Origin of the sequence: Alteromonas ulvae, assembly GCF_048987005.1 — a bacterium.
Taxonomy (GTDB): Bacteria; Pseudomonadota; Gammaproteobacteria; order Enterobacterales; family Alteromonadaceae; genus Alteromonas.
Genome location: NZ_CP185261.1, coordinates 3,224,427 through 3,249,688, shown reverse-complemented (window position 1 = coordinate 3,249,688; position 25,262 = coordinate 3,224,427). Strand labels below are relative to the sequence as shown.

Here is a 25,262-nt window from a genome sequence, read left to right as displayed (position 1 = left end):
GATAAGAAGTCGTTCAGGATCCTATGAAAATCTCTGAGTTAACACTCGTCTCTTTTCCATCTAATAGATCAGCACGTGAATTCAAAGAAATAGAATGATTTTTCAAAGAGAGATTTAGTTAAATGTTACAGCGATTACTCGGTTTTTTGACGCACTATTTAATGATTGACGAATTGCATCTAAGTAAGTCAGATCCTGACGTCTGGAAGTTAAGTGTACTGCGCATTATTCTGATTGTTGGTGTTACGCTGACATCGGCTATTGTGTTTCACTCTTCATATATCGCAATACAGCAACAACTTTACTACGTCGTATACTTAACGTGTGGTTTTACGGTGTTATTGTGGGGCACATTGATGCTTAGCAGGAAGCAGATAAAACTTGCATCAGTAAGTCTGCCTTTAATCATAGTGCTGGCTGGTTTTTGTATTCTGTTTTTTACTACAGATATTGCATCTGCTCGCTACGGATTACTTTTTTTCTTCACCTTGCCTATCATTTTGCGCCTATTTTACGGTAATAAGGTCGCACTTATTAGCATGGGGTTGAATATCATTCCTTATATAGTGCTTATGCGTAATACCCCCATACCACCGCTCTTTGGTATCGACATTACTCTGCCTGAGACACATACCTATTTGGGCTCGCTAATATTCTTATTTTTTAATATTTGCTTACCCATGGGCGTTATCAGAGTGATGTCGTCGCTTGAGAATCAATCGTCGCAAAATAAAGCTCAAAGTCAAAAGCTTCAAAAAATGGTGCATCGCTATCAAGAAATATTCAATAACGGGGGAACACCTTCGTTTTTTTGTGATCCCCAAGGCCAGATTTTACAGGCGAACAAAGGTGGTCGAAAATTGATACATGAACACAATAGCGAGTGTAATTACATACAACAGCTGTTTGAACTCACTACGCCACTCACTGAAGGAATTAAGCAAAAAGCGAATATTAAAGGGCGAACTGACTGTGTGTTTGAAATACACCCTGCTAGTCTTCGCCATCATAAAAAGCAACTTATTCACTGCTTCGACATTTCTCAAGCCCAAAAGAAAGTGAAGAAATTTGATGCGTTTCGAAAAGAGCATATCGCTAAACACTATTTTGACGAGCTTACAGGTTTACGAAATCATCATTACTGGAATCATGCTGAGCAAGACATTACATTACAAGGCCAATGCGTTGTTTTGCTCAAACTAGCAGGGCTGCGCGATATCAATATTCAGTATGGGTTCACTGTAGGCGACCAGCTTCTTGTTCAGGTGTCTAAGTTGTTGCAGCATCACCTACCACCAGATGTTATGGTGTATTTCTTTCCGGGCGCAAAGTTTGTATTGCGGTTTAAAAGTACCATGTTAGACAAGCGTGATACGGTGGTCTGGCTGGAGAAACTTCTTCCTGAGCACGTCAGTACTAAAGAGCTCGAACAGACAAGTACGCTACTTTGGCGAGCAGGTTTTACGCTAGTAGAGAACTCAAAGCAGGGAAGTAAAGTTATCGAATCGTGTTCTATCGCGCTAAGTCAAACAAGTGAGACTCGCCCTTTTGTGGCGTTTGATCCCAATACTATCGGAATCATTCGTCAATACACCCAACATAAAGATCGTGTGAAGTATCTTATCGACAATAACCTTATTGTGTTTCACTTACAGCCCCAAGTGTCGTTAGATAATCGGATTATAGGGTACGAGGCCCTTGCGAGGCTGCATGAGCCTGAAAATAACACCATTTTACACCCTGGCCAGTTTATTCCCGCCATTGAACAAAACGGATGGCACGTACTTTTTAGTCGTAAGGTACTTGATAGGGCGTTTGAGTTATTACAAGCTTGGCCAGCGTCCATGCCCGAAGTTCCGTTAGCCATAAATATTTCTGGGCCTGAATTACTCGACGATTTGTTTTACGAAAAGCTTCTACGTCGGTTCTCTGAAAGCTCAATGCTATGCGAGCGCCTAGAACTTGAACTAACGGAGACTTCTGTATTGGCAAGTCACGTGGAAACCAAGCGCCGGCTTTCGTCTTTGGCGAGAGTTGGAGCTAAAATAACCATCGATGATTTTGGTACTGGTCATGCCTCGCTATCTCAACTTATAGATATGCCAGCTTCAACTTTAAAAGTCGACCGAGAGTTCGTTGACCGTATTGCTAATTCCGAGCGCCACCGAAAAATTATTAAAATGACATTGGAGCTAGCGCGAAGTCTTGGTATGGCAACCATTGCAGAGGGCGTTGAAACGCAGGTTCAGTTGCAATTGCTTAAAAAGATGGGGTTTACACGATTTCAGGGATACTATTTTGGCAAGCCTGCTCCCGTTGAGGTATGGGAGGGCGTTAGAGATGTCGTTACACCGCGCTCAGACCGCTTGTCAATACGATAGAAAAGAAAGTACAACTGAATAAATAGGCAAATAAACAATACAGGCAAAAAGCAACAACAATCAAGACAGGCATGCTAACAACAATCAAGACAGGCATGCTAAAAACAATCAAGACAGGCATGCTAAGAAATAACAAAAACAACTTACACTACCGAAAATTTTATCATTGAAGACGCGGATAAACGTGTTTGGTCATTAAAAAAGGGAAGTGCGCTCACTATTGCTTATTTAAACTGAACTTTAGCGCAGTATTAATTTTACAGCATGTTCTCCGATGTAAAAGGAGTCAGCAAACTGGGTTAAGTATTCTGCATTAGAAATTACCCAAGCAATCGCATGGCATTTCGCTTGCCATGAATTCGCTGCTGATTTTGATTATGTGCGTATTCTTCAAGATGAATCACTTTTCCGGCGGCATGTTTAAAACAGCGTTCAAACTGGGTAGTCAGTGTTAACCACTTTTCGTTTTCTATGTTTAAGCGCTCTAGAATGTGTGGCACGTTGCTATCAACGTTGCCGCGTTTATTCGAATGAATACATCGGCTTGTTGTATCGATAAGCTGAAGATAATCGCTAAGCTTGAATGGTAAGCCATGGGGCATATCTCGCCGTGGGCTGCCCGCAAAAGGCATGAGTCTTTTTGGCGTTTTACCCACTCTAGCCGCGCGAATCCGATACTGAATACTGGTATGGTTAGAGGCTTCTGGTGTTTTCGCCATATTAGCGCGTACTGGGTTTAGGTCAACATAGGCCATGCAGGCGGTAAGCGCCGGTTCATCTAGGAGTGCCTGCGATTTAAATCGTCCCTCCCAAAAGTGCCCTGTACACTCATCTTCTTTATTGGCCGCCCGGGCAATATACTCATTGAGCGCGCGCATAAACCAGCTGATGTCATATAACCGTTTTCGCCATACCGTTGCCGTATGTTCTATAGTTTTCATCTGCGTTGCACTAAGGTCTTCTCGTGTTGCTAGCAACGAATATTGCTGTGTTAATAACGTTCCTTTGTAAATTGAATGCCAACGTTTAATAACCTCTTCGGTTGATAGCGCTAACGCTTTTTCTTTATTCACATGCAGCACCAAGTGGGTATGATTACTCATTACCGCATAGGCACAAACCTCTATTGTAAACACATCGCTTAACACGTGGATGCGGTCTTCAACCCACTGACGTCGATGCTCAAAGCTTTTCCCATGTTCCTCACCGCACAAAAACGCACGACGAACACAGCGAGAGACGCAGTGGTAATAGGGTGTATCTAACAAGCTAATTTGAGACTTTCTGGTTTTGGGCATCGGTAATTTTAACTGTGATTTATACAGCAACCAGTGTGAATAAATAAACGCTTTGAGGTAAGTGTATTAAGGGGCAGTTTTTTAATCTTTTCATGCCTGTCTCGTTAGTTGTTCATGCCTGTCTCGTTAGTTGCGTTAGTTGGTCTCGTTAGTTGTTAGTTGCTGTTAGTCCTTTCGTTAGTTGTTCTCATTTACTTCAAGCGCCTTTATTCCCTTCAAAACAAGCCGTCCAAATCTTTGGCGCTGTTAATCTGTTTTTAATGTTCAGTAAAAGTACTTTTAACCATAGATGTATATGCTTAATAGCATCAAATACAAAGCGACTTGTTTTGTATTACTTAATGCTATTTAGGTGGGAGTCTACTCATGAAAATACGTCCTCAATCAATAATGAAAGCTACTCTTTTAACTGCTTCAATGGTTGTTGCCTCTGGCTGCGCAGCTGTGGCAAAACCGCAAATGAGTAGTGAGACAATCAAAAGCGCGGCTTTAATGCAGTCTCAAAGCGCAGATGATGTGCTTTTGTATTCAAATCAGTGCATTACTGAACGCGAGGTAGTTAACGCACAGAAAATGTGGGGTGATGGCATTGTTAGAATTGGCAGCGTATTTTCTAATAAAGGTGATTATTCTAACGAAGCTGCTGATTTTATTCAGGAAATGTACGGCTATGATTTAAGCAGCGTTTTATTTAAGCCCACGTTAGCGGCCAACGATCAGTTTAGATCGAGTTTTGATGCTGCACTGTCGTACTTCGTAGGTGGAAACGATGCCTACGAAGAAGATAAGGGTTTTGCGATAAAACCGTATACCAAAGTGAAGTTCGACAACGTGGGAATTATCAACAATAGCTGTCGTATGGCTGTTGCAATGGGGAATTATTTCTTCACTGACACCTCTGGTGGCGAAACCAAAGTGGAATACACATTTGCGTACGTGAAAGACAGCGAAGGTGATTTGCGTATTGTCGCTCATCAGTCGTCACTTCCTTATAACCCATCATCAAATTAAACCTCGCTATTAGCGCGATATGAAATACGTCATATCGCGCTACCTCTCATTAAAGCACCATAAAGCTCATCACACCGAGGTTTCTATGCGCACGATAAAAAATACAATAACCACTATTATCGCTTTATCATTACTGCTGATGTGCACCGCTGAATCGCATGCCACAACAAACGATTTTCAATCTTGGAATGCTGTGGCTCTTGCCGGTAACGCTGATAAAGCGGGCGACCTGCAATTCTGGTTTGATGGGCACCTGCGATTTAAAGACGATGCCTCTCAACTGGGTGTGTCAATTTTTCGCCCTGGTATTGGCTATCGTATGTCTGACGACCTGACGTTGTGGTTGGGTGTAGCTAGGATAGCGATAGATTCAGAGGCCGGTACTGTAGAAGAAGACCGGCTTTGGCAGCAAGCAACCTACTCACTTCGCCCATTTTTAGGCGGCAATGTGTCTGCACGCACGCGGCTTGAACAGCGCTATCGCAGCGACCAAGGTGACGACGTGGGCCATCGAATTAGACAATTCGTGCGTTGGGAAAAGCCGCTGGGCGACAAGTGGTCTTTTGTTGTGTGGGATGAGCTATTCGTTACCCTAAATGATACTCAGTGGGGGCAGGCAAGTGGGTTTGATCAAAATCGATTTTATGCGGGCCCAGCTTATCAGCTTAACGACACATGGCGCGTTGAAATGGGATATATGAATAACTACATTCATTCGCCCGGTGCTTCTTCAGCAGAAGCCCAAATAAACCACAATCTTTCTCTTACGTTTTTTGGCTCATGGTTTTAAGTGTGAACAACAATTCATCTCTGCGTTTGACGTCAGCTAGGGAGTGAACTTCTTATATCGCAAGCTGCGATGGGTAGTTAAACCCATCGCTCAGCTTGCGGTTGTCTACTTACCTCTCACCATGTTCATCACGAGTGATACAACCAGTAAGATTAAGAAAACACCAAATATAATTTTGGCTATACCAGCCGCAGAACCTGCAATTCCGCCAAATCCTAAAACGGCAGCAACTATTGCAACAACTAAAAAAATTAATGCCCAACGTAACATAATGTATCCCTTCACTTTGTGAGTTCACAATTGAAGGTGCAAAGCATAGGCCTACTTTAAAAAGTTGCTGAAATTATTGTATGAAATGTAGCCTTAGCGTGGCCCGTAGAGCGATGGTGTAAGAAAGAGGAAGTCTATCTTCTTATGCTATTGCAACACTAGCACAGGTCGATGGTGAGTATTTTTCCCAATAAACCTGTAAATATGTCTTATTTTTAATTTGCAATTTTACCAATAGTGCTCGGCCAAATTCATTCTTTTCTCACTTTGTTACAAGTTTCGCATTAACACACGCATGATTTAGGGGTAGTTTAGAATTTAAACAATAAATAAAAACAATTCACTATCAATTAATTACAAAGGAATGATCATGCTTAACATAAGTGGTCTCACCAAAACTTACCCCAATGGAGTTAAAGCTCTTAACGGCATCAACCTTTCAATTCCCAAGGGAATGTTTGGGTTACTTGGCCCTAATGGTGCCGGCAAATCCTCTTTAATGCGCACAATCGCCACGCTCCAAACGCCTGACACGGGTTCAATACAATTTAACGGTATTGATGTGCTGGCCGACCCTAACGGGTTACGACAATGCCTTGGTTATTTACCGCAAGACTTTGGGGTATATCCGCGTATTAGTGCAGAAAAGCTGCTTGACCATCTAGCCGTGTTAAAGGGAATTAGCAGTAAGTCTGAGCGTAAAGACGCGGTGGAAAGCTTGTTGGTTCACACCAATTTGTGGCAGCACAGAGACAAAGCTGTAAGTGGTTATTCCGGTGGTATGCGTCAGCGCTTTGGTATTGCGCAGGCATTGTTAGGCGACCCTGATCTTATTATTGTAGATGAGCCTACCGCTGGCCTCGACCCTGAAGAGCGCAATCGTTTTCATAACTTGTTAGTAAGCTTAGGTGAAGAGAAGGTAATAATACTCTCTACACACATTGTGGATGATGTATCAGAACTTTGCCCCAAAATGGCGGTGCTAGGGCAAGGAGAAATCTTATTAGAAGGTAACCCTATTAGTCTCACCACAGAGTTGGTCGGGCGCATTTGGCGCAAGCAAGTCAGTCAAGATGAGTACCGCGAGCTTGAGCAGAGCCTTACTATTATTTCTGCCCGTTTAATTGCCGGTAAGCACGTTATTCATGTCATGGCCGACACGCCGCCAGAAGGGTTCGAGCAAGCGCCCGCTAATCTAGAAGACGTGTATTTTTCCACCTTGCACAATAGCCGCACTGCAACTGCTGCGTAAGGGGAATAACCATGTTTTTAAATAGCCTTACGTTTGAATGGCGATATTACCTTCGCCAACCTTCCTTTTACGTCACCATGCTGGCGTTTTTCTTATTGCCTTTTTTGGCAACCACTACGGATAACGTGCGTATTGGTGGCGGCGGAAACGTGCTGTATAACGGCTCGTTTGCTATAACGCAAACCACGCTTATTATGGGTATTTTTGCGCTGTTTTTGTTGGTTAACTTTGTGTCGGGTACTGCCACACGAAACCACTCTAGCAATATGGGCGAGCTAATATATACTCGGCCCATTACGCCGCTGTCGTACCATTTGGGCCGTTTTTTAGGTGCCTATTTGGTCAGTATTTGCGTGTTTGCCATGGTACCTATTGCTATTTTATTAGGCTCGTTAATGCCTTGGATAGATCAAGAGCGAATAGGGCCCACTAATCTTAGTTTCTATCTAACGACCTTTTTCTACTTCTCAGTGCCCACCGTGCTAGCACTCGGTATGATTTTTTATGCCGTTGCCCAGCGCCTTCGTTCAATAATGGCCGCATACTTGGTTGCAATGGGTATATTCATTTTCTATCTGATTAGCGGCGTAGTCACCTCAGAGCCTGAATACCGCACCATTGGCGCATTATTAGACCCCTTTGGTCTTCGTACCTATGCCGAAATAACTCGTTATTGGACCGTGTTTGATAAAAACTCTACGGTAGTGTTGTTAGAAGGTGTATTACTGCAAAACCGTTTGATATGGCTTGGCATTGGCGCATTTATCCTAGCCACTGTTGGCAGTATTTATCAAATGCGCTGGCAGCAAAAAAGCCGTAAAGAAAAGCCAAGTAAAGCCTCGACTGTGGCGCCACCCAAAACCCTTAACCTTACTATTAAAGCAAAGGCGGGCGGGCAGTTTGATAAGTTACTTACCCGTATTGGCTTTGAAATGCGCCAAGTTATGTTTAGCCCAGCACTACTTGTACTAATGATATTTACGCTGTTCAACCTGTCTGCCCTGTACTTTGTGCCTATTGGCGGTGTGTATGGTACGCCAGATTGGCCGCTTACCTATAAAATGGTTGAGTTTATTCGCGAAAGTTTTGGGTTGATGATGCTTATTGTTATTACCTATTACAGTGGCGAAATTGTATGGCGTGAGCGTGGTTCTGGTATGGGCGATATCGTCGATTCAACACCCGCATTTAACTTGGTGTTTTGGGTATCTAAATTACTTGCAATGTGGGCAGTAACCGCCGTGCTCTTTGCTATCGGCATTGCTTTTACCGTTATCTATCAGGCTACCCAAGGGTATTTCGACTTTGATTTTGGTACGTATTTCATTGGAATTTATTTTGTATCATGGGTTCCGTGGGCGCTGTTAGCGGTGCTGGCGTTCTTTATTCAGGTACTAAGCCCGAATAAGTTTGTGGGTATGCTGCTGTTTGTGGCGTACTTCATTGTAAGTTTAGTATTTGCTGAGCTGGGTTTAGAGCACAATATGTACAGCTTTAGCGACGCGCCAAGCGTGTTGTATTCCGACCTTAATGGCTGGGGCTGGTTTTTAGCGCCGTTCGCGTGGTACATGCTTTATTGGAGTGCACTATCGCTCACCCTTTTTACCGTTGGTTATGCTCTATGGCAGCGCGGGCCAGAGGTATCGCTAAAACACCGTTTTAAGCTGCTAGGCTATCAGTTAGGGGCGTCTGGAAAGGCCGTATTGGCAGCAAGCCTTCTCGTATTCGTTCTTACGGGGGGCTACATTCACTACAACACCAAGGTAGTGAATACGTACCTTACCCAAGATGAAACCTTCGAGCTTCAAGCTGAATATGAAAGCCAGTTTAGCCCGTATGAAGACGACTTGATTCCAGTAGTAACCCAAGTAAATGCAAACGTTGATATTTATCCAGAGGCCCGTCGGATTGAAGTATCGGCAGATATGACCATCAGTAATCCCTTTGATGAGCCTATTTTACGCACTTTGGTGTCTATACCTCGATTTACTTCCTCATGGGATGTAGTGATACCCGGTGCGCAAATTACCGAGCGGTTTGATGACTTTCAAACCGCATGGCTCACTTTTGACGAGCCGCTCATGCCGGGTGAATCAAGGGAAGGTAGCCTGTCGGTATTGCGTGAGCACAAAGGGTTTAAAGATGGCGGTTTCGATTTGCAGGTAGCTGAAAACGGTACTTTCATCGATAATTTCTCGTTGTTTCCTACCTTTGGATTTAACGGGCGTTATGTGATTTCAGACCGGCACGAGCGACGTAAACGCAATCTACCAGAGCGCCCTCGGGCCTATAAGTTGGAAGATACCTCACGTTATGCTGAGAGTGGGTTTGGTAAGGGAGTCACCTTTATCGACTTTGAAACTACGGTGTCGACCAGCGGCGACCAAATTGCCATTGCGCCAGGTTACCTACAAAAAGAGTGGCAGGAGAACGGACGTAACTATTTTCATTACAAAATGGATGCGCCAATAGTCAATTTCTTCTCCTATCTTTCGGCCCGACATGACGTTAAAAGAGACGAACACAAAGGTGTAAATATTGAGGTGTACTACCACCCTGAACACCATTGGAATGTGGATGTGATGGTGCAAAGCGTGAAAGATTCTCTTGATTACTTCACCAACGCCTTTGGCCCTTACCAGCACAAACAAATGCGTATTATTGAGTTTCCTGGCTATCGCTCGTTTGCACAGAGTTTTGCCAATACAGTGCCTTATTCGGAAGAGATTGGATTTATTGCCGACCTGCGCGACCCTGAAGATATAGACTATGTGTATTATGTTACCGCCCACGAGGTCGCTCACCAGTGGTGGGGGCATCAGGTAGGTGCTGCCAATGTGCAAGGTCAATCAATCATTATTGAGAGTTTGTCTCAGTACAGTGCCATTATGGTATTGCGTGAACGCTTTGGCGAAGAGAAGATGCGACGCTTTCTAAAGTATGAACTGGATCGCTACCTTCGCGATCGCGGCAGCGAGTTGATTGAAGAAATGCCGTTTATGCGCAGCGAAGAACAGCAGTATATTCATTACCGTAAAGGCTCAGTAGTCATGATGGCAATTCTAGATAGGTTAGGGGAGAAGCGTGTTAATACGGCACTGAAAAACTTTCTAGAGGCGTATAAGTTTAAAAACGATCCCTATCCAACTACCTTAGATTTACAGGCTGCCCTTAATGCCGAGGCGACAAGCGAGGAACAGCAGTTTATAGCAGACCTGTTTGAGCGCATTACCCTGTACGACTTAAAAATGCTGTCGGCTGAGGTTGAAGAAACTAGCGACGGTAAGTTTGCTGTAACCATGAGAATATCGGCGGGCAAGTTTGAGGCTAATGGAGATGGACGTGAAACAGAAGGTAGTGTTGACGAGTACATTGATATTGCACTATTCACTGGCGATCCGGAAGACGTGTCGGACACTACTCAGGTACTTTATAACCAAAAGCACAAACTAATAAGCGGGGAAAACACAATAACAGTAACGGTGGATGAAAAACCCGCCTATGTGGGCGTTGACCCCTTTGTGAAAATGATTGATAGAGACAGCGGAGATAATGTAATTCAGCTATAAGTTAGCCTACTTAATCCCAAACGGAGCAGAGTGAGTGTCAGCACTGATTACGTATTCTGACTCCGTTTTTTGTTTTCTGAAAGCCGGCTATTGAACCACTGCATTTTCAAATACCAATGCCAGTTACACCATTAATCTATCTATTTAAGTTCGTTTTACGACTTGAATGTCTAATTTCCTATCTTTCTGTTCCCCATTTACGCGGGCGATACCTGTATTACGCCCTAATTTGTAATCTATTCTAATGTCTATTACAGAATTTATTCTTTGTGTTATAAGCTTATTGTCATTGTGCATGTATCATTCTCTCTCGGTACCCTAATTAGGACGAGGAGCCAATAGCCACTATTACCGATTGCAATTAGGCTAAAAGTCAGAGAGTAGGAGCCATTGCCTGTCATATGTGAGCCTAGTCAATTGAACAGCAGTCTCAAGCAAAAAGTGTACTAATAGAAAATGATGACAACAAAAAAATGACTATTGAACAACCTAGGTCGGCGTTGAGCGCGTTCTTTATAAGCGCTCGTTCATCGGGTGTGTTCTCTATCGTCAATTTCACTAGCTTTATCTATATCATTGTTTTAGGTCTTACGTTTAAAGATTTGTACAGCTTTATGGAAGATTGGGTGGTGATAACACAGGCTATTGGTGTACTTGTCATCTTGATCAACGTTGTAGCGCTGAAAAAACACAACAATGTACCGCTGGCGGCAGCAATAATGCTGTTTTGTATGTTTGCAATACACATGGCAAATGTCACTTTTGCAGGCGGTATTGATACGGTTCATTATGCGTGGATCTTTATTTTTCCTATCCTTGCTGGTGGAACAATGGGGTGGCGAGGGCAAATTTTCTTTTGGTTTATCAGTGTGCTTGGCACCATCTATTATTATGTGTGGCCTGAGCAAATGGACACACTTCCCTACGAGGGTGACATGGGCTACACACTGGCTACGCGCTTGATGTGTTTAACCATTTTCAGCCTTATTATGCTCACCTATTACTTTACGCTAAACGAAAAAATGTTGTTTTTGCGTAAAGCCCTTAAACTGGCCTCCTTTGAAAGTGACTTGTTTTCTGGGGTATTTAACTCAAAAGCGCAGAGTGTTTTGTTGGTAGATGAAAAAGGCATCATACAGCGCGCTAATAGTACCGCTCATACTACCTTCGGTTTTGCTGAAGACATGCTTATTCAACAACACATTAGTACGCTGTGTCTAAACGCCGAACGTTTTTTTGCTGCAAATACGGTAGACAAACCGACACAAGAAATACAGGTACAAACCAAAGATGGCCGTATTGTTTGGATTGAATACTCGGCGCTTAACGTTTTAGATGAGAATGAACATCGACAGAGCTTGTTTACCATCGAAGACATCAGCGATCGTAAAAAGCATGAATCGGAGCTGTCCCATCTCGCTCATTATGATCACCTCACCAATATGCCAAATCGTCTGATGCTTCAGGAGCATTTAGCCTCTTTACTACAACTCCATACTAACGTGTCGTTTGCCGTTATTTTTATCGATCTTGATAAGTTTAAAGACGTTAACGATATGCATGGTCATGAGGCTGGCGATGCAGTGTTAGTTGAGGTTGCCCGTCGTTTAGAGCGCTGTGTAAGAGAAGGGGATTTCATCGGTCGCTTTGGTGGTGATGAATTTATATTGCTAAGTGAAATCGATACCTCTAAAGATGAAATAGTGCGATTGGTCCAGCGTGTGCAAGAGGTGATATTACAGCCCATTTATTACCAAAACAGACAGCACAATATTGGCTCAAGCGTGGGCATAGCGCAATACCCAGTTGATAGTGAAGATCCTAACGACTTGCTTCGCAAAGCCGATGCTGCAATGTACCGCACTAAAATTAACGAAAAAGGCGCATTTGCCTTTTACAACCTAGATTACGACACTGATTTGCAGCGCAAACTTCGTCTTAACACAGACTTGAATTTTGCATTGGATAAAAATGAATTATCGTTGGTGTTTCAACCCATATTTGATAAGCATAAAGTGCTTTGTGGCGCCGAAGCTTTGTTGCGTTGGGAACACAGTGAACTGGGCTTTATATCACCGGACGACTTTATTCCTCTTGCAGAAGAGAATGGCCAGATCTTACAAATTGGCGAATGGGTTATCGATGCCGCCTGTCAGGTATTGCGAGAGTGGCAGGATATGGGGCATTCTGCGCTCAGCATGTCGGTGAATATTTCCTATCGGCAGCTTGCCGACTGTGCGTTGGTTGATGTCACTCGCCGCAGCTTAAACAAATATGGCTTGAAGGGCGATAATGTAATACTTGAGTTAACCGAGCGTGTGTTTGCCGATGATTTAACGCTGGTTCGAGAAAATACGCGGATGCTGTCTGAGCTAGGGGTGAAAACGGCCATCGACGACTTTGGTATTGCTTACTCCAGCTTGAGTTATTTACGTAGTGTGAATTTTGATATTTTGAAAATTGACCGCAGTTTTGTTAAAGATATTGTGAGCGATCACAAGGCGAAAAACCTCTGCCATGCCATACACTCAATGGCAAAAAGCCTGAGCTTAAAGGTAACGGCTGAGGGCATTGAAACAGAAGCGCATTTTAACGCCTTGATTGAAATGAATGTAGATAAGTTCCAAGGCTTCTATTTATCAAAGCCTCTCAACAAAGAGGATTTTATTAAGCAATTTGTGTCCTTATCGGTTTGACAGTGATTAAGTGGAAAAGTCTATTGCACTGAAAGTCAAAACTAAGGTGTGCATGAGAAAGCTAATACCTTCTACTAGCAATATCAGCGCAGTTTACTCATACTTTAACCTTTAAACCATTTTAGGCACTAATGAAAACTAAGCTCCCAATATACAAAAAACTGCTGGTGACGTTTCGCGTTGAGCCAGGGTGCCTTGGCCCGCAAGGACCCGATTACGTAGAGGCGTTTTGTGTTTTTGCCAAGCAGAAGCTTAAAAATCATCACAGCCATTGTTTGCGTTGGGCGATTAAACCCCGCTACGACAAATCCCTTCCAGAACTAGAGTTTCAGTTTAAAAACAATGTTGTGTCTCGAGATAATGCTGATAAATACATGAACAGCTTCGATATCGATATTGATGTGTTAGAAGAGGGGCTAGAGGAGTCTCTAGCCGATCTCATAGATGTGTTTTTTGAGCGATGAGGGTAAAGAGAATTAAGCGCAGAGAATAGAATATAGTCGAATCATCGAATAGTTTTTGACTCGTTGATGTTAAGTCTGCATCCGCTGTTCAATATCGACGCTGTTTACGCCCTTTCGATTTTCTTTTGCCAGTGGGCTTATCAAAAGCTTCGAAATTGCCGTATAGGTCTTCTTCTGCGTTATCCTTTTTAGCCGCCGGTGGCTTCGGCTTTGGTGTGAATTCTGAAATAAATGTCTTCTTAAATTGTCTACCAATAAGGCGTTCAATTGACCTTAACTGCTTCGATTCGTCGTCGCTATACAATGAAATAGCTAAGCCCTTTGACGATGCTCTGCCCGTACGACCTATTCGGTGAATGTAGTCTTCAGGCACATAGGGTAAATCTAGATTGATAACACAAGGTAACTGCTGAATATCGATACCTCGGGCAGCAAGGTCGGTACCTATTAGTACTTTCAGACTGCCATTTCTAAAGCCATCTAGTGCTTGCGTGCGGGCGTGCTGCGTTCTATTGGCATGAATAGATTCTGCGGCAATGCCCATTGCTTCCAATTTGTTTCTTAATTCATCTGCACCGCGCTTTGTGCGGGTAAATACCAAAACCTGAGACCAGTCATTATTATTAAGAAGATGAATGACGAGTTCGTGCTTTCGCGCTTTGTCTACCGGATGCAAAATCTGCGTGATATTGTCAATATGATCGTGGGCCGTTGCTAGCTCAATTGTCATTGGATTGATGAGCATGGTGGCAGCGAGTGTCTTTATTTCTTTTGAGAACGTGGCTGAAAAGAGCAGCGTTTGACGCTGCTTAGGCAAGAGACTTTGTATAAAGTGAATATGTTCAACAAAGCCTAAGTCCAACATGCGGTCGGCCTCATCAAGCACCAGTATTTCGATATGCTCGAAATTAATATCCCCTTGTTTGTATAAGTCGACTAAGCGGCCAGGTGTTGCAATAAGAATGTCTACCCCTTGCGCGAGCTCAAATTTCTGAGGCTCAATGCGAACACCTCCAAATACGGCGGTCGAGCGAATATTCATACCTTCGCTATAGCCTTCAACGTTTTTAGCAACCTGCGCTGCGAGTTCTCGCGTTGGTGCTACGATAAGGGCTTTTACACAATGTGGTTTCGCCGGTGGTGTATTTGCCAGTAAATGCAAAATCGGCAGTGAAAAGCTCGCCGTTTTGCCAGTGCCTGTTTGAGCTATTGCGATAAGATCTTGCCTATTTAGCACCGCTGGAATAGCTTCTTTTTGGATAGGGGATGGATTGGTATAACCCTTTTCAGTAACGGTAGTTAGAAGTTCGGCACATAGGCCAAGAGCACTAAATGACATAAATAGGGAGTCCACAACACATAAAAATTGGCGTCATGATACGTGTTGTAGGCCAATGTGGTGTGATTTTTTTTCACTTTTTAAGAATACGACTTTCTACTAACAGAGGCTGATAGAGCAAGCGAGTGATAGCGCCTAGTATTATTTGACCGTTATAAGGAGACATGGCATAACTATATCCAACGTGAATATAATGACAAGATCCAGTGGTATCCAATATGAAACGACACCGGTTAACGGCCGATTCAAAGACGCAGGGCCTCAAAGTCTACTTGATACTCGCTATATTCTTTGCGGGTTATTCATCATTGTCGGCGGCTCTAGAAAGTAACAGCCAGGCTACAACTTACCGCGCCCAGCAACCTCAAATAGACAAGCAAGAAGTTCAGCCACTAAGTGATGAAGAGATTGATGATGCTCTACGGTTTTTACAGCAAAGCATTCTGGATATTGAGCACAAGTTGGGGCCATTTCACGACGACTTGGCCGAAAAGTTGTTTCAAATAGGAATCATCTATCAGATTAAAGCCGACTATGACCAGGCATTGAGCTACCTTGAACGAAGCCTGCAAATTAAAAAGACCAATGTAGGCCTTTATCATGAGTCACACTTCTCAATAGTAGAAAGTCTGATTCAAACACATCGCTTAACCGGTAAATGGAAGGTAGTTGATGAGTACTATGAATACCTAAACTGGCTCTATCTTCGCGTTTATGGCGAAGCATCAACCAAGCGACTGTCCGTTTTAAACAAGCTCATAATGTGGAAGGTAGAAGCGGTCAACGCGCGAGTAACAGATAACAGTGATAACTTGCTGAGTGAAGCATTGAGTGCTGCTCGTCAGGCAGGTCTTATTCTCAATCAACACCCACACATAAACCCAAACGAAGTATTAGCGTTTTCCGAACAGGAGCTTAAACGTGCGTTGCGTGGCAGGCCGCGCCGCCAATCGGACTCGTTTTAATACTCATTCAAGTCTATATTTTGCGCCCAATATTCCAGGCCATGTCAACACATGCACTGTTTTGTGCCCTTGCAAGTATCGGTATAGGGACAATCACGGCAGGCATATAAGACGTGCCTGTGCTGGTTGTGTTCACTTCGGCATGTAACGAAAGCGCCTTAACGTCCCATATTTTTGCTTGATAGTTAGCATCTTCATCCCACGTAACAAACCCTAGACAGCCCGCTGCGCCGGGACCGACTGCACACGAAACTGAGCCAGTCTTGCCATGTACCCTTGTATAACCCTCAACCCATATGACATAACGTAGATTGATTTCACCAAACTTTTTCTGTAATCCAGGTTCTTGTAAAAGAGTACTTAAGTTATTGATATTTAGAGGGGCTGTGCTAGTTTCAAAAAATGGATACAGCTCGTCAATAAATTGCTGCTCGGGAATAATGTTAAAAGCGCCTGTGTTCGATTCAAGTTCTTCGCCAATGCAGCTTATGTAGTCTGCTTCGGTCTGGTTGTGGCTAGAATAGCGCCGTCCTAATACAACCAGTGAATCACGCGACGGGTGAATCTTAGTTTTTGTTGCACTCGATGACGTGTTCGCTGTGTTTTTACAAGCAGACAAACTCAAGCAGTAAACAATGAGTAGCACGATTTGTATTGCTGCTATTTTCATATCGTTACTTCCTGTGCCCATTAACATTATTTACCAGTTTTACTTTAATTTTAGGGTGTTGTTTAATCCCTAAAATAAGCTTAGCGCCTAGATCCCTAAACGCCATATTAGCCGCTAATTGGAGCCCTTGCTGGTTATTTTTGAAAACGGTATTTTCGGCTTTTCCATATCCACTTACAGGAAAGGATGTCACTACCTCCCCATCAATGGACATAATGGACACGCTATACTTAAACCAGGCTTCGTAGTGTTTTAAATTCGTTTCGCTAGGGAGTGAAAATTGGGTATCTTGAAGGGTTGGCGTGATCACAAAATCGGTTTTCGTTGAAACGTCATCCAGTGAATCAACCAGCGTGGTGGACAAAAACAACGGTGACAATGCTTGATGTAGTAACTTTTTATGCGATGGGCCGGTGGTCACTTCCCAGTTTGGTCTGGAACTCGTATTTTCGCTATAAACATGTGAGCAGGTCTGCTGCTCGCAAAGCACGGCCGCATTGACTGGCCATGACGTCACCGAGGGGGTTGGAATGTTGGCATAAGTTTGCATTATCAACGAACTGGAACATGCTGTGGATGACAACACAATAACGGCAATGACTGCCGCCATTACTTTTTTCCGCAATTTGTAGCGCTGGACTGCTTCCATTTTGCTGGCTTGTACTAACATTCAAACGTCATTCCTTTAGCATAATGTGAGTTTTCTGGCCGTGCAAGCACACATTATCTCTGGGCATCAAAACAACCATCGCCACACGTCTTGTAATGAAAAAAAATGCATGTTTGCCCACGTATTGCCGTCTTGGTCAAGCTCTGAAAAAGGAGATGGCACCATTTTTGTCGGTAAATCGTCAGATTCGTTAGCAATTAGTGAGGAGTCAAAGTCGCTAAAAAAAGAAAGCGGATCAGCGGTGATTCGCTTTTTTTATGCGTTAAATAAATTCATTATCGATGTTTTTAAAGTAGTCAATGCAAGCACTTGAACAGACTTAAGTTGAGCCTAACCGAATAGAAATCCGTAAGCATCACTAACAATTATGATTTCCGTGCTATATGTCATGTGACTAGCCTTTTGTAACGAGCATTTGTGTTTAGCTTTTTGTGTCCGGCCTTTTGAAACCAGTCTTTAATGAACAGCATGAGGTGGCAAGCAGACGAAGTCCAACAGGCATGTAGCAAATAGTGAAATACCGGCGAATATAGCATATGAAGTGGATGCTGTGAGTTCACAAGCTTTAATTAAGATTCAACATCAGGATGGTACGGCTATTATGCAAAAGAGAAATGTACAAAAACAATCCGTTAAAATGCGTGCGATAAATATCCAAACTCTGCCACGGAAAATAGCGTTAATTTTTACGCTAGTTGCAACCTCATACGGTGCCGTAGCTCAGTCTAACTCACCAACGCAGGTGGAAATGACCGGCAGTAAGGGCACCATGCTGACAGGCGATGCCATCACCTCATTTGATAACCCTTGGGCCATGGCATTTTTACCCGATGGCCATAGCTTGGTGACAGAAAAAACAGGAGCACTGTGGTTGCTCGATGAAGACCAGCAAAAAATTGCGAAAGTCGACAATGTGCCTAAGGTTACAGCACGTGGGCAAGGCGGTCTTGGCGATGTGATTGTGCACCCTGATTATGCATCGAATAATACGATTTACGTTTCCTATGTAGAGCGCGATGCTAACGATGACGCGTTTAGTGGAGCCGTTATCGAGCGCGCAACACTCACTATCACTGATAACGGCGCGAGTCTATCGAACAGAGAGCTAATTTGGCGCCAGTCCCCTAAGGTAACTGGAAACGGACACTACTCCCATCGCATGGCGTTTTCGCCAGACGGTTATTTATTTATCAGTTCTGGTGAAAGACAAAAATTTACGCCTGCGCAAAATATGGCGATGAACTTGGGTAAAATTGTACGCCTGAATGCAGACGGAAGTGTGCCAGAAGATAATCCTTTTTATGGCAATGGTGCAGTAACCGAGCAAATATGGTCATTAGGCCACCGCAATCCATTGGGTATCGATTTTGATGAGCAGGGTAATTTATGGTCTCACGAGATGGGCCCTCGCCATGGAGATGAGTTAAACATTATTGAAAAGGCACGTAACTATGGCTACCCAACGGTGTCCCAAGGCGATCATTATTCTGGTGTGAAGATACCAAACCATGAAGAGATTCCTATTTTTAAGTCGCCGGAAAAAGCCTGGGTGCCAGCGATAAGTCCTGCAGGCTTTATTATTTATAAAGGTAATTTACACAAAGATTGGCAAGGCGATGGTTTTATCGGCGGTTTGTCTTCACAAGCCCTAGTTCGCGTTAGCTTCAATCAGGATGATAAAGGTAAGTGGAATGTAGAAGAGGCTGAGCGTTACGAGTGGGGCAAAAGAGTACGTGAAGTTGAGCAAGACAGTAAGGGAAATATATACGTTCTGGAAGACAAAGAAGGCGGCCGCCTTATAAAGCTTCAATCAAAAAGGTAATTATAGCGCCACTTGGTCTGGCTGCGTGTTTTTCAAGGGAAGCACGCAACTCCTCCTGCAATTCGACAAAATGTATAGAATATTGTTCTTTGGTAGCGTTATCGTTCACCGAGCAGGGCATTGTCGTTTTCCATTTTTTAATTGGAAAAAATGTATATCTACACAACAGAAAACACTAACTTAGAGTAGATGCACCTTGTTTGGCAGGAGCAACGGTAATTTCAACTTTGTAATTAGCCTTGTGTATGTATAATAGGCGCTATTTTGCCCAACCGGACCTGCAAAAAGTGAACTTCTTCGCCCTAATTCTACTTGCTTTCGCTATGTCTACCGATGCCTTTGCTGCCGCCATTGGGAAAGGCGTTAAAATCAAAAAGCCACGCTTAAGCTATGCCGTTAAAATAGGTCTTACATTTGGGGCGGTTGAAGCAACTACGCCAATAATTGGTTGGTTTATCGGGCGGGCTGCTTCAGCTTATGTGGAGGCGTGGGATCATTGGATTGCACTTGTTATATTAGTTGCGTTAGGTGCTTACATGATCCGGGAAAGTTTTGCTCCGATTGAAGATGAAGATAATGCGCCACAAAAGCAGTCTTTCGTCCTCTTACTAATTACTGCGTGTGGCACCAGTATTGATGCTATGGCCATTGGTGTGGGCCTCGCACTGGTTGAGGTCAATATTGCAGTAGCCGCTATGATGATTGGCATGGCGACTTTTACCATGGTAACTATTGGCATTCTTTTAGGAGGCGCACTTGGTTCATTAATAGGTAAGCGTGCGGAGGCATTCGGTGGAGTCATACTTATACTGGTAGGTGTGTGGATCTTTGTTAGCCACACAGTTTAAATTATTAAAAGAGAGCATGCATAAATGGAGATAAAAGAAGCCTCTATTCAAGACTTTGACTTAATTTGGCCTATTTTCCATGAGGTTGCAAAAGCGGGCGAAACTTATGCGTTTCGCACAGACACCTCAAAAGAAGAAGCGCTTAATATCTGGGTCAAAATTCCTCGCAAAACTTACATAGCATTGGATGACGGTGAGGTGATAGGTACGTATTATCTTAAAACCAATCACGCTGGTCCGGGAGAGCATGTTTGCAATTGTGGTTATATGGTTGCGGCGTCAGCAAGTGGAAAGGGAGTGGCAACGGCCATGTGCGAGCACTCTCAGTCCATGGCAAAAGCGTTAGGTTATAAGGCAATGCAGTTTAACTTTGTTGCGTCAACTAACGAGGTTGCTATTCGCTTATGGCACAAGTTAGGGTTCGACACTGTTGGGAAATTACCCAATGCGTTCAATCATCCAGCGAAAGGCTTCGTTGATGCGTTGGTAATGTATAAGTGGCTTTAGGCAAGAACAGTAAAGGTCTAGTTGGATCTTTCGTGAAAAAAAATGGCCTCAGCGTCTTTTCTTCATCATTTTCTTTAATTTCAGCTTGTATATACGCATAGGTGCAGGCATATTAATTGCGCTCCGCAATCAGAGCCTTAATTGTCAACAATGACATTGTGTATATAAATGGATTTATTGTAGGAAAGCCTGTTGTACGCCCTTCTCATTCGCTGTTGTATTTTGTTTTTGTCAACTGTGTCTCTTGCTTTTGCCTCAGGCATATCGCTCAGTTTAGAGAGCGTTGCATCGCAAAGCGTGTGGAAACAGTTATTGCATGCTGAGCAAACTGCCGTCTCTTTACATGTTAGTGGTGAAAACTTCTACTTAGCGAAAAACGGCTTTGAGTATCCTCTTAAAGAGCTAAAAGCAACGATACGTATTTTCACTGACGAGCCAGCCAGCCAATGCCAGTTTCCCGCGCGTAAGCTCTTTATTAACAAGCACCTTCCAGAATTGAGCTTTCCTGACGTCAATTGCCCTCAGTATCAAGAATACTTAGATGCTTTTTCAACCCAAAGCGCAAGCCTCATATTTGCTTCAGGTTATTTAGGTAACCCTGCATCTATGTTTGGTCACGTGTTCTTAAAGTTTAATGGCGGCTCAGAAGATGGACTCTTAGACAACACGTTTTCTTATGGCGCTAAGGTTCCCACTGATGAAAATAAGCTGGTGTATATCACCAAAGGTATCTTTGGCGGCTACCAAGGCAGGTTCTCAAATCAGAAGTACCACCACCACCATCTAACGTACAGCGAAACAGAGTTGCGTGATATGTGGGAGTACAAGCTCAATCTAACTCAAGACGATATTCAGTTTTTGCTAGCTCATTTGTGGGAGCTAGAAAATGCTACCATGACCTATTACTTTTTTGAGCAAAACTGTGCCTATCAACTGGCAAAGTTGCTTGGTTTAGTGTTTGATGAGCCGCTTATAGCTCCCAACAAGATATGGGTGATGCCGTTTGATTTAGTAGTGATGATGCAGCGCCATCAGGGCGAGCGAGTCATGTTTAGTGACGTTATCTACCACGGTTCACGTCAACAGACCCTGTATGATCGCTGGCAACAACTAAACCCTCGAGAACAGCAAGTACTCCTAACTATATTGGAAAGTGCACCTCAACAGACGCATCAACAGCTTGCATCGCTAACTGAAGCATCCGCGATACGAGTTATCGATACTCTATACGATTACTTTGCATTCATTGAGCAAAAAGAAGACGATCTTACCGATATACAAAAAGCGCAAAAGCGGCAAGCCATGATAAAGCGATTTTCTATGGCACCGGTAAAACCAAATTGGGAGACAGTGGAAAGGCGTCCTCCCCATGAGGCGCAGGACACCACTCGTGTCGGTTTTGCGCTTTACGATTCTGCAGCGGGTGGTGTGTCTGGGGAGCTAAATTTCCGCGCGAATTATTATGATTTACTCACGCTTAATCCAGGGAGAATTCCTTACTCTGAGCTTACCACATTTAATTTGCGTCTTCGGTATCTCGAGGGGGAGGGGGTCTCGATCAGAGAATTTACACCGGTACGCATTATTAACCTCAATGCATCTGAGTCTGGGTTACCACTAGATAGCAATTGGGCTTGGAAGTTGGCTTTTGGCTACCGCGAGCAAGCAAATAATTGTGTGGAGTGTGGAGCGGGTTATGTAGACAGTTTTATAGGGAAATCTTGGGTGTTTCGCCAAAATCTTGTGGGATATGCGGCACTCAGTACTTCCATTACAAGCTCTAATCTGAATGGCGGCTTTGTTGCTGTAGGTTCAGAAGTGGGGGGCGTGGCACATGTTACGCCTGAAATAGCAATGTCATTGGCAGTGGGCCAACAATGGTTTGTAAATCAACCATCGAAGGACTTGCACTATCTCTCATTGTCAGCACGATACTTAATTAATCAGCGCTGGGACGTGAGAGTAAATGTTGATAACAGGCAAGGTACTGACTTTGGCGTGCTCATTTCGCATTATTATTAAAAATTGAATTAAAATTAATTAAAAAAAATCAGAGGATTAAACAAATGTTTAAAAAACTAACGCTTGCAGCATTTTTAACGACAACTGCTTTTGCTGGAAATGTAGCAGCTGATGACAAAATCAATGCGTGGAAGCACTGTGGTATTGGCGCCATGATTTTTGACGACAATGGCACAGCAGCGGCTATTTCAAACATCATCTGGGATTTAGGAACTACTGCGGTTTCTTCAAAAATTTCATCAGTTGATTCATGTGAAGGCAAAATGGCAACTGCGGCTATTTTCATTCAAAACAATTTCAATACTATGATTGAAGAAACTAGCCAAGGTTCTGGCGCACACTTAACCGCAATGCTTGATATTCTAGAAGTAAACGAAGCGGATCGTGCAGAAGTGGTTGCTGCTGTGCGTGCTGAAATGGCAGTATCAGTTGCAACAAACGAAGCAGCTAACCCAGAAGCTTTCTACAACGCTGTTGTAGCAAACATCTAATATTGCTGGGCAGTGGCGTGTTTACCTAAAATATGGAGTAAACGTGTCGCTGCCCAATTTAGCTTATATCGCTTGCCAATAGTTGCCGCGCTTGCGTACTTCTACTCAGTATCATCCAAAAAGTTGATACGCGCTAGGCGTTCTTTCTCTTCATCTTCAGCCGCTTGAATTTCTTCAAGAATCGCGCCTACGTCTGCGTTTTCTCTATTGTCTTGAAATTCGCCAGTCAGCGTGGAATGAGGCGTTAAATTACCTTCTTCAAACAAAGCCCACATTTCTTTGGCATAGTTCGTTTGTAATAGCTGGGGAGCAAATTCACCGTAATAACGACGCATGTTGTTTACGTCACGGGCAAACATGGCTTCAGCGCTGTTGTTGGCAGAGGCATTAACGGCTTGTGGCAAGTCGATGATTACAGGGCCCTTACCGTCAACAAGCACGTTAAATTCTGAGAGGTCACCGTGAATAATGCCTGCGCAAAGCATGAGCATTATGTTGTGCATCATTTCTTTGTGCTGTTTAAGCGCTTCCTCTTCACTCATTGAGACATGGCCTAACTGAGGGGCTACATCGCCGCTCTCATCTGACACAAGCTCCATAAGTAGCACACCATCAACGCAACAATAGGTATCAGGTACACGCACGCCGGCTTCATTAAGGCGTGACAGGGCGTCAACTTCTGCAGTCTGCCATATCTCTTCCTCTAACTGACGGCCATAGCTTGAGCGCTTGCCCATAGCCCGTGCTTGACGACCACCCCGAACCTTTCTACCTTCTTGGTATTGAGCTGCTTTTTTAAAACTACGTTTTACTGCATCTTTGTACAGCTTTGCACAGCGAATATGGTCGCCACAGCGCACAATAAATACATCGGCTTCTTTGCCGCTCATTAGGCGGCTTATTACTGCATCAATTAAACCATCATCGACAAGGGGTTGTAGGCGTTTGGGTATTTTCACAGCGTGCCTACTAAATGGGAATGGTGTGTAGTCATGTTTTGAAGCATTGCTCTTTATTTAGGTGAATTCAGGCATAGTATATCAGTCTTGAAAATCAAGAGCATTATTGTTGGCTAGTACTTTATTCGAATTCTTGATGAGGGGTATGAATAAACACGAGAAAATCGCATGTATTATGCGTTAGAAGAAGCTAAGTTTCGTAAGTGGGTATTTTGTGAAAAAGCGAGCTGAATGGAATGGGGCGAGTCAACAACAGCGTCATTTAAATCTAATTGTGTTTCGCCCGTCTTGTTTAGCTTGATACAGCGCGTCGTCTGCGCGTCTAATTACTTCTTCTGGTGATTGTTTCTGTATCTTTTTAATTTCAGTGATGCCAATACTTACCGTAATTGAAAACGTGATCGTGTCTTCAGTGAAATAGGTTTTTTCTACGGTTTGTCTTATCCTCTCGGCAAGCACTCTTGTCTCCTCTTGAGACGCATTGTGAATAATAGCTAAAAACTCTTCACCTCCGAACCTACCTAAAATGTCGACTTCCCTAAGTTCTGAAGAGGCTATTTCTGTGAATTTAAGCAGCACATCGTCACCAACAAGGTGTCCATAATTATCGTTAATGGCTTTGAAATGGTCCAAATCCATGAGCATTATTGAGAATGGTTGGTTATCGCGTTCAAAACGAGATAGCGCGTCGCCTAGCGCGCTCACTATTTCGCTTTTGTTCCACAATTGCGTCATGGCATCTCGTCGAGCGCGTTCTTCTAACTCAGCTTCGAGGCGTTTGGTATCGGTAATATCAACCATATACCCTGTCCATACCTGATGCCCTTCATAAAATTCATCACTTGGCTTGGAGGATAGTCTTACCCAAATCATACCTTTTGCTGGATTGTTTATGCGAACGTCTGAAACAAAAAAATCACCTTGTTGGTTTGCACTGTTATCTTCTGCTTGCAGTCGTTCTAGATCGATGGGGTAAACGATATTCCAGAAATTATCAATATCGTCCACCATGTCTTTAGCGTGTAAACCCAGTAGGTCAGTGCTGCCCGCACTTACATACAAAAGGCTTCCTTCACCGTTGGGGAATAGCACATATTTGTAAAGAACACAGGGCGCGAATTCCAGCAGGTGTTCTAGTTCACTAAGAGATATGTTTCTGTGCATTTAAAAATAAAACACCTCTAAAATCATTCTTTATAAAAGCATAGATACATGCTGACGAAATCACCAATATCTCT

At 43.4% G+C, this 25,262-nt stretch carries 21 protein-coding genes; 14 read left to right on the top strand and 7 right to left on the bottom strand.

The window, feature by feature from the left end:
- Nucleotides 1-122 precede the first annotated feature (122 nt).
- On the top strand, nt 123-2,381 hold the full coding sequence (locus tag ACOJR9_RS14185; protein ID WP_420933583.1) for an EAL domain-containing protein: 2,259 nt from the start codon (nt 123-125) through the stop codon (nt 2,379-2,381).
- A gap of 320 nt (nt 2,382-2,701) precedes the next feature.
- Here ACOJR9_RS14185 and ACOJR9_RS14180 read toward each other — a convergent pair whose 3' ends face one another.
- Nucleotides 2,702-3,679, bottom strand: a complete 978-nt coding sequence (locus ACOJR9_RS14180; protein ID WP_420933582.1) for a transposase — start codon at nt 3,677-3,679, stop codon at nt 2,702-2,704.
- A 366-nt stretch (nt 3,680-4,045) separates the two neighbouring features.
- On the opposite strand from ACOJR9_RS14180, the gene ACOJR9_RS14175 reads away from it, so the two are divergent.
- Entirely contained in the window at nt 4,046-4,690 is a 645-nt protein-coding gene (locus tag ACOJR9_RS14175; protein ID WP_420933581.1) for a phosphoribosyl-AMP cyclohydrolase, read from the top strand.
- Nucleotides 4,691-4,775: 85 nt separating this feature from the next.
- Nucleotides 4,776-5,480 carry a DUF2490 domain-containing protein gene (locus tag ACOJR9_RS14170; RefSeq protein WP_420933580.1) on the top strand — a complete coding sequence of 235 codons (705 nt, stop codon included), beginning with the start codon at nt 4,776-4,778 and terminating at the stop codon, nt 5,478-5,480.
- Nucleotides 5,481-5,585: 105 nt separating this feature from the next.
- On the opposite strand, the gene ACOJR9_RS14165 is transcribed toward ACOJR9_RS14170, so the two are convergent.
- Nucleotides 5,586-5,750, bottom strand: a complete 165-nt coding sequence (locus tag ACOJR9_RS14165) for a DUF1328 domain-containing protein (RefSeq protein WP_032097534.1) — start codon at nt 5,748-5,750, stop codon at nt 5,586-5,588.
- 370 nt (nt 5,751-6,120) lie between these two features.
- Between ACOJR9_RS14165 and ACOJR9_RS14160 the strand changes: the two genes are divergently transcribed.
- From ACOJR9_RS14160 to ACOJR9_RS14145, 4 genes are all read left to right on the top strand, one after another.
- Nucleotides 6,121-7,002, top strand: a complete 882-nt coding sequence (locus ACOJR9_RS14160; protein WP_420933579.1) for an ABC transporter ATP-binding protein — start codon at nt 6,121-6,123, stop codon at nt 7,000-7,002.
- An 11-nt stretch (nt 7,003-7,013) separates the two neighbouring features.
- Nucleotides 7,014-10,571: an ABC transporter permease/M1 family aminopeptidase gene (locus ACOJR9_RS14155; RefSeq protein WP_420933578.1), complete on the top strand. Its 3,558-nt coding sequence runs from the start codon at nt 7,014-7,016 to the stop codon at nt 10,569-10,571.
- A 473-nt stretch (nt 10,572-11,044) separates the two neighbouring features.
- Nucleotides 11,045-13,267, top strand: coding sequence for a putative bifunctional diguanylate cyclase/phosphodiesterase (locus ACOJR9_RS14150; RefSeq protein ID WP_420933577.1), 2,223 nt, complete (start codon nt 11,045-11,047; stop codon nt 13,265-13,267).
- A gap of 131 nt (nt 13,268-13,398) precedes the next feature.
- The gene (locus ACOJR9_RS14145; RefSeq protein WP_420933576.1) at nt 13,399-13,731 is read left to right on the top strand and encodes a hypothetical protein; all 333 of its coding nucleotides are present in this window, start codon (nt 13,399-13,401) and stop codon (nt 13,729-13,731) included.
- 88 nt (nt 13,732-13,819) lie between these two features.
- Here the strand turns inward: ACOJR9_RS14145 and ACOJR9_RS14140 are convergent, their stop codons facing one another.
- The gene (locus tag ACOJR9_RS14140; protein WP_420933575.1) at nt 13,820-15,070 is read right to left on the bottom strand and encodes a DEAD/DEAH box helicase; all 1,251 of its coding nucleotides are present in this window, start codon (nt 15,068-15,070) and stop codon (nt 13,820-13,822) included.
- Nucleotides 15,071-15,288: 218 nt separating this feature from the next.
- Here ACOJR9_RS14140 and ACOJR9_RS14135 point away from each other — a divergent pair, with 218 nt between their 5' ends.
- A complete protein-coding gene (locus ACOJR9_RS14135) occupies nt 15,289-16,035 on the top strand; it encodes a tetratricopeptide repeat protein (protein ID WP_420933574.1) in 747 nt (248 codons plus the stop codon).
- A 13-nt stretch (nt 16,036-16,048) separates the two neighbouring features.
- Here ACOJR9_RS14135 and ACOJR9_RS14130 read toward each other — a convergent pair whose 3' ends face one another.
- Both ACOJR9_RS14130 and ACOJR9_RS14125 read right to left on the bottom strand, forming a co-directional pair.
- Nucleotides 16,049-16,705 carry a hypothetical protein gene (locus ACOJR9_RS14130; protein ID WP_420933573.1) on the bottom strand — a complete coding sequence of 219 codons (657 nt, stop codon included), beginning with the start codon at nt 16,703-16,705 and terminating at the stop codon, nt 16,049-16,051.
- Between the two features lie 4 nt (nt 16,706-16,709).
- Entirely contained in the window at nt 16,710-17,375 is a 666-nt protein-coding gene (locus ACOJR9_RS14125) for a hypothetical protein (protein ID WP_420933572.1), read from the bottom strand.
- Between the two features lie 109 nt (nt 17,376-17,484).
- On the opposite strand from ACOJR9_RS14125, the gene ACOJR9_RS14120 reads away from it, so the two are divergent.
- From ACOJR9_RS14120 to ACOJR9_RS14095, 6 genes are all read left to right on the top strand, one after another.
- On the top strand, nt 17,485-17,688 hold the full coding sequence (locus tag ACOJR9_RS14120; protein ID WP_420933571.1) for a hypothetical protein: 204 nt from the start codon (nt 17,485-17,487) through the stop codon (nt 17,686-17,688).
- A gap of 324 nt (nt 17,689-18,012) precedes the next feature.
- On the top strand, nt 18,013-19,197 hold the full coding sequence (locus ACOJR9_RS14115; protein WP_420936144.1) for a PQQ-dependent sugar dehydrogenase: 1,185 nt from the start codon (nt 18,013-18,015) through the stop codon (nt 19,195-19,197).
- Between the two features lie 287 nt (nt 19,198-19,484).
- Nucleotides 19,485-20,045, top strand: coding sequence for a manganese efflux pump MntP family protein (locus tag ACOJR9_RS14110; protein WP_420936143.1), 561 nt, complete (start codon nt 19,485-19,487; stop codon nt 20,043-20,045).
- Between the two features lie 24 nt (nt 20,046-20,069).
- On the top strand, nt 20,070-20,552 hold the full coding sequence (locus ACOJR9_RS14105; RefSeq protein WP_420933570.1) for a GNAT family N-acetyltransferase: 483 nt from the start codon (nt 20,070-20,072) through the stop codon (nt 20,550-20,552).
- Nucleotides 20,553-20,774: 222 nt separating this feature from the next.
- The gene (locus ACOJR9_RS14100) at nt 20,775-22,574 is read left to right on the top strand and encodes a DUF4105 domain-containing protein (RefSeq protein WP_420933569.1); all 1,800 of its coding nucleotides are present in this window, start codon (nt 20,775-20,777) and stop codon (nt 22,572-22,574) included.
- A gap of 44 nt (nt 22,575-22,618) precedes the next feature.
- The gene (locus ACOJR9_RS14095) at nt 22,619-23,065 is read left to right on the top strand and encodes a DUF3015 family protein (RefSeq protein WP_420933568.1); all 447 of its coding nucleotides are present in this window, start codon (nt 22,619-22,621) and stop codon (nt 23,063-23,065) included.
- 101 nt (nt 23,066-23,166) lie between these two features.
- Here the strand turns inward: ACOJR9_RS14095 and ACOJR9_RS14090 are convergent, their stop codons facing one another.
- Nucleotides 23,167-24,024 (bottom strand): PA4780 family RIO1-like protein kinase, encoded by an 858-nt coding sequence (locus tag ACOJR9_RS14090; RefSeq protein WP_420933567.1) that lies wholly within the window; start codon nt 24,022-24,024, stop codon nt 23,167-23,169.
- Between the two features lie 258 nt (nt 24,025-24,282).
- Nucleotides 24,283-25,188: a sensor domain-containing diguanylate cyclase gene (locus ACOJR9_RS14085; protein ID WP_420933566.1), complete on the bottom strand. Its 906-nt coding sequence runs from the start codon at nt 25,186-25,188 to the stop codon at nt 24,283-24,285.
- Between the last annotated feature and the right edge of the window lie 74 nt (nt 25,189-25,262).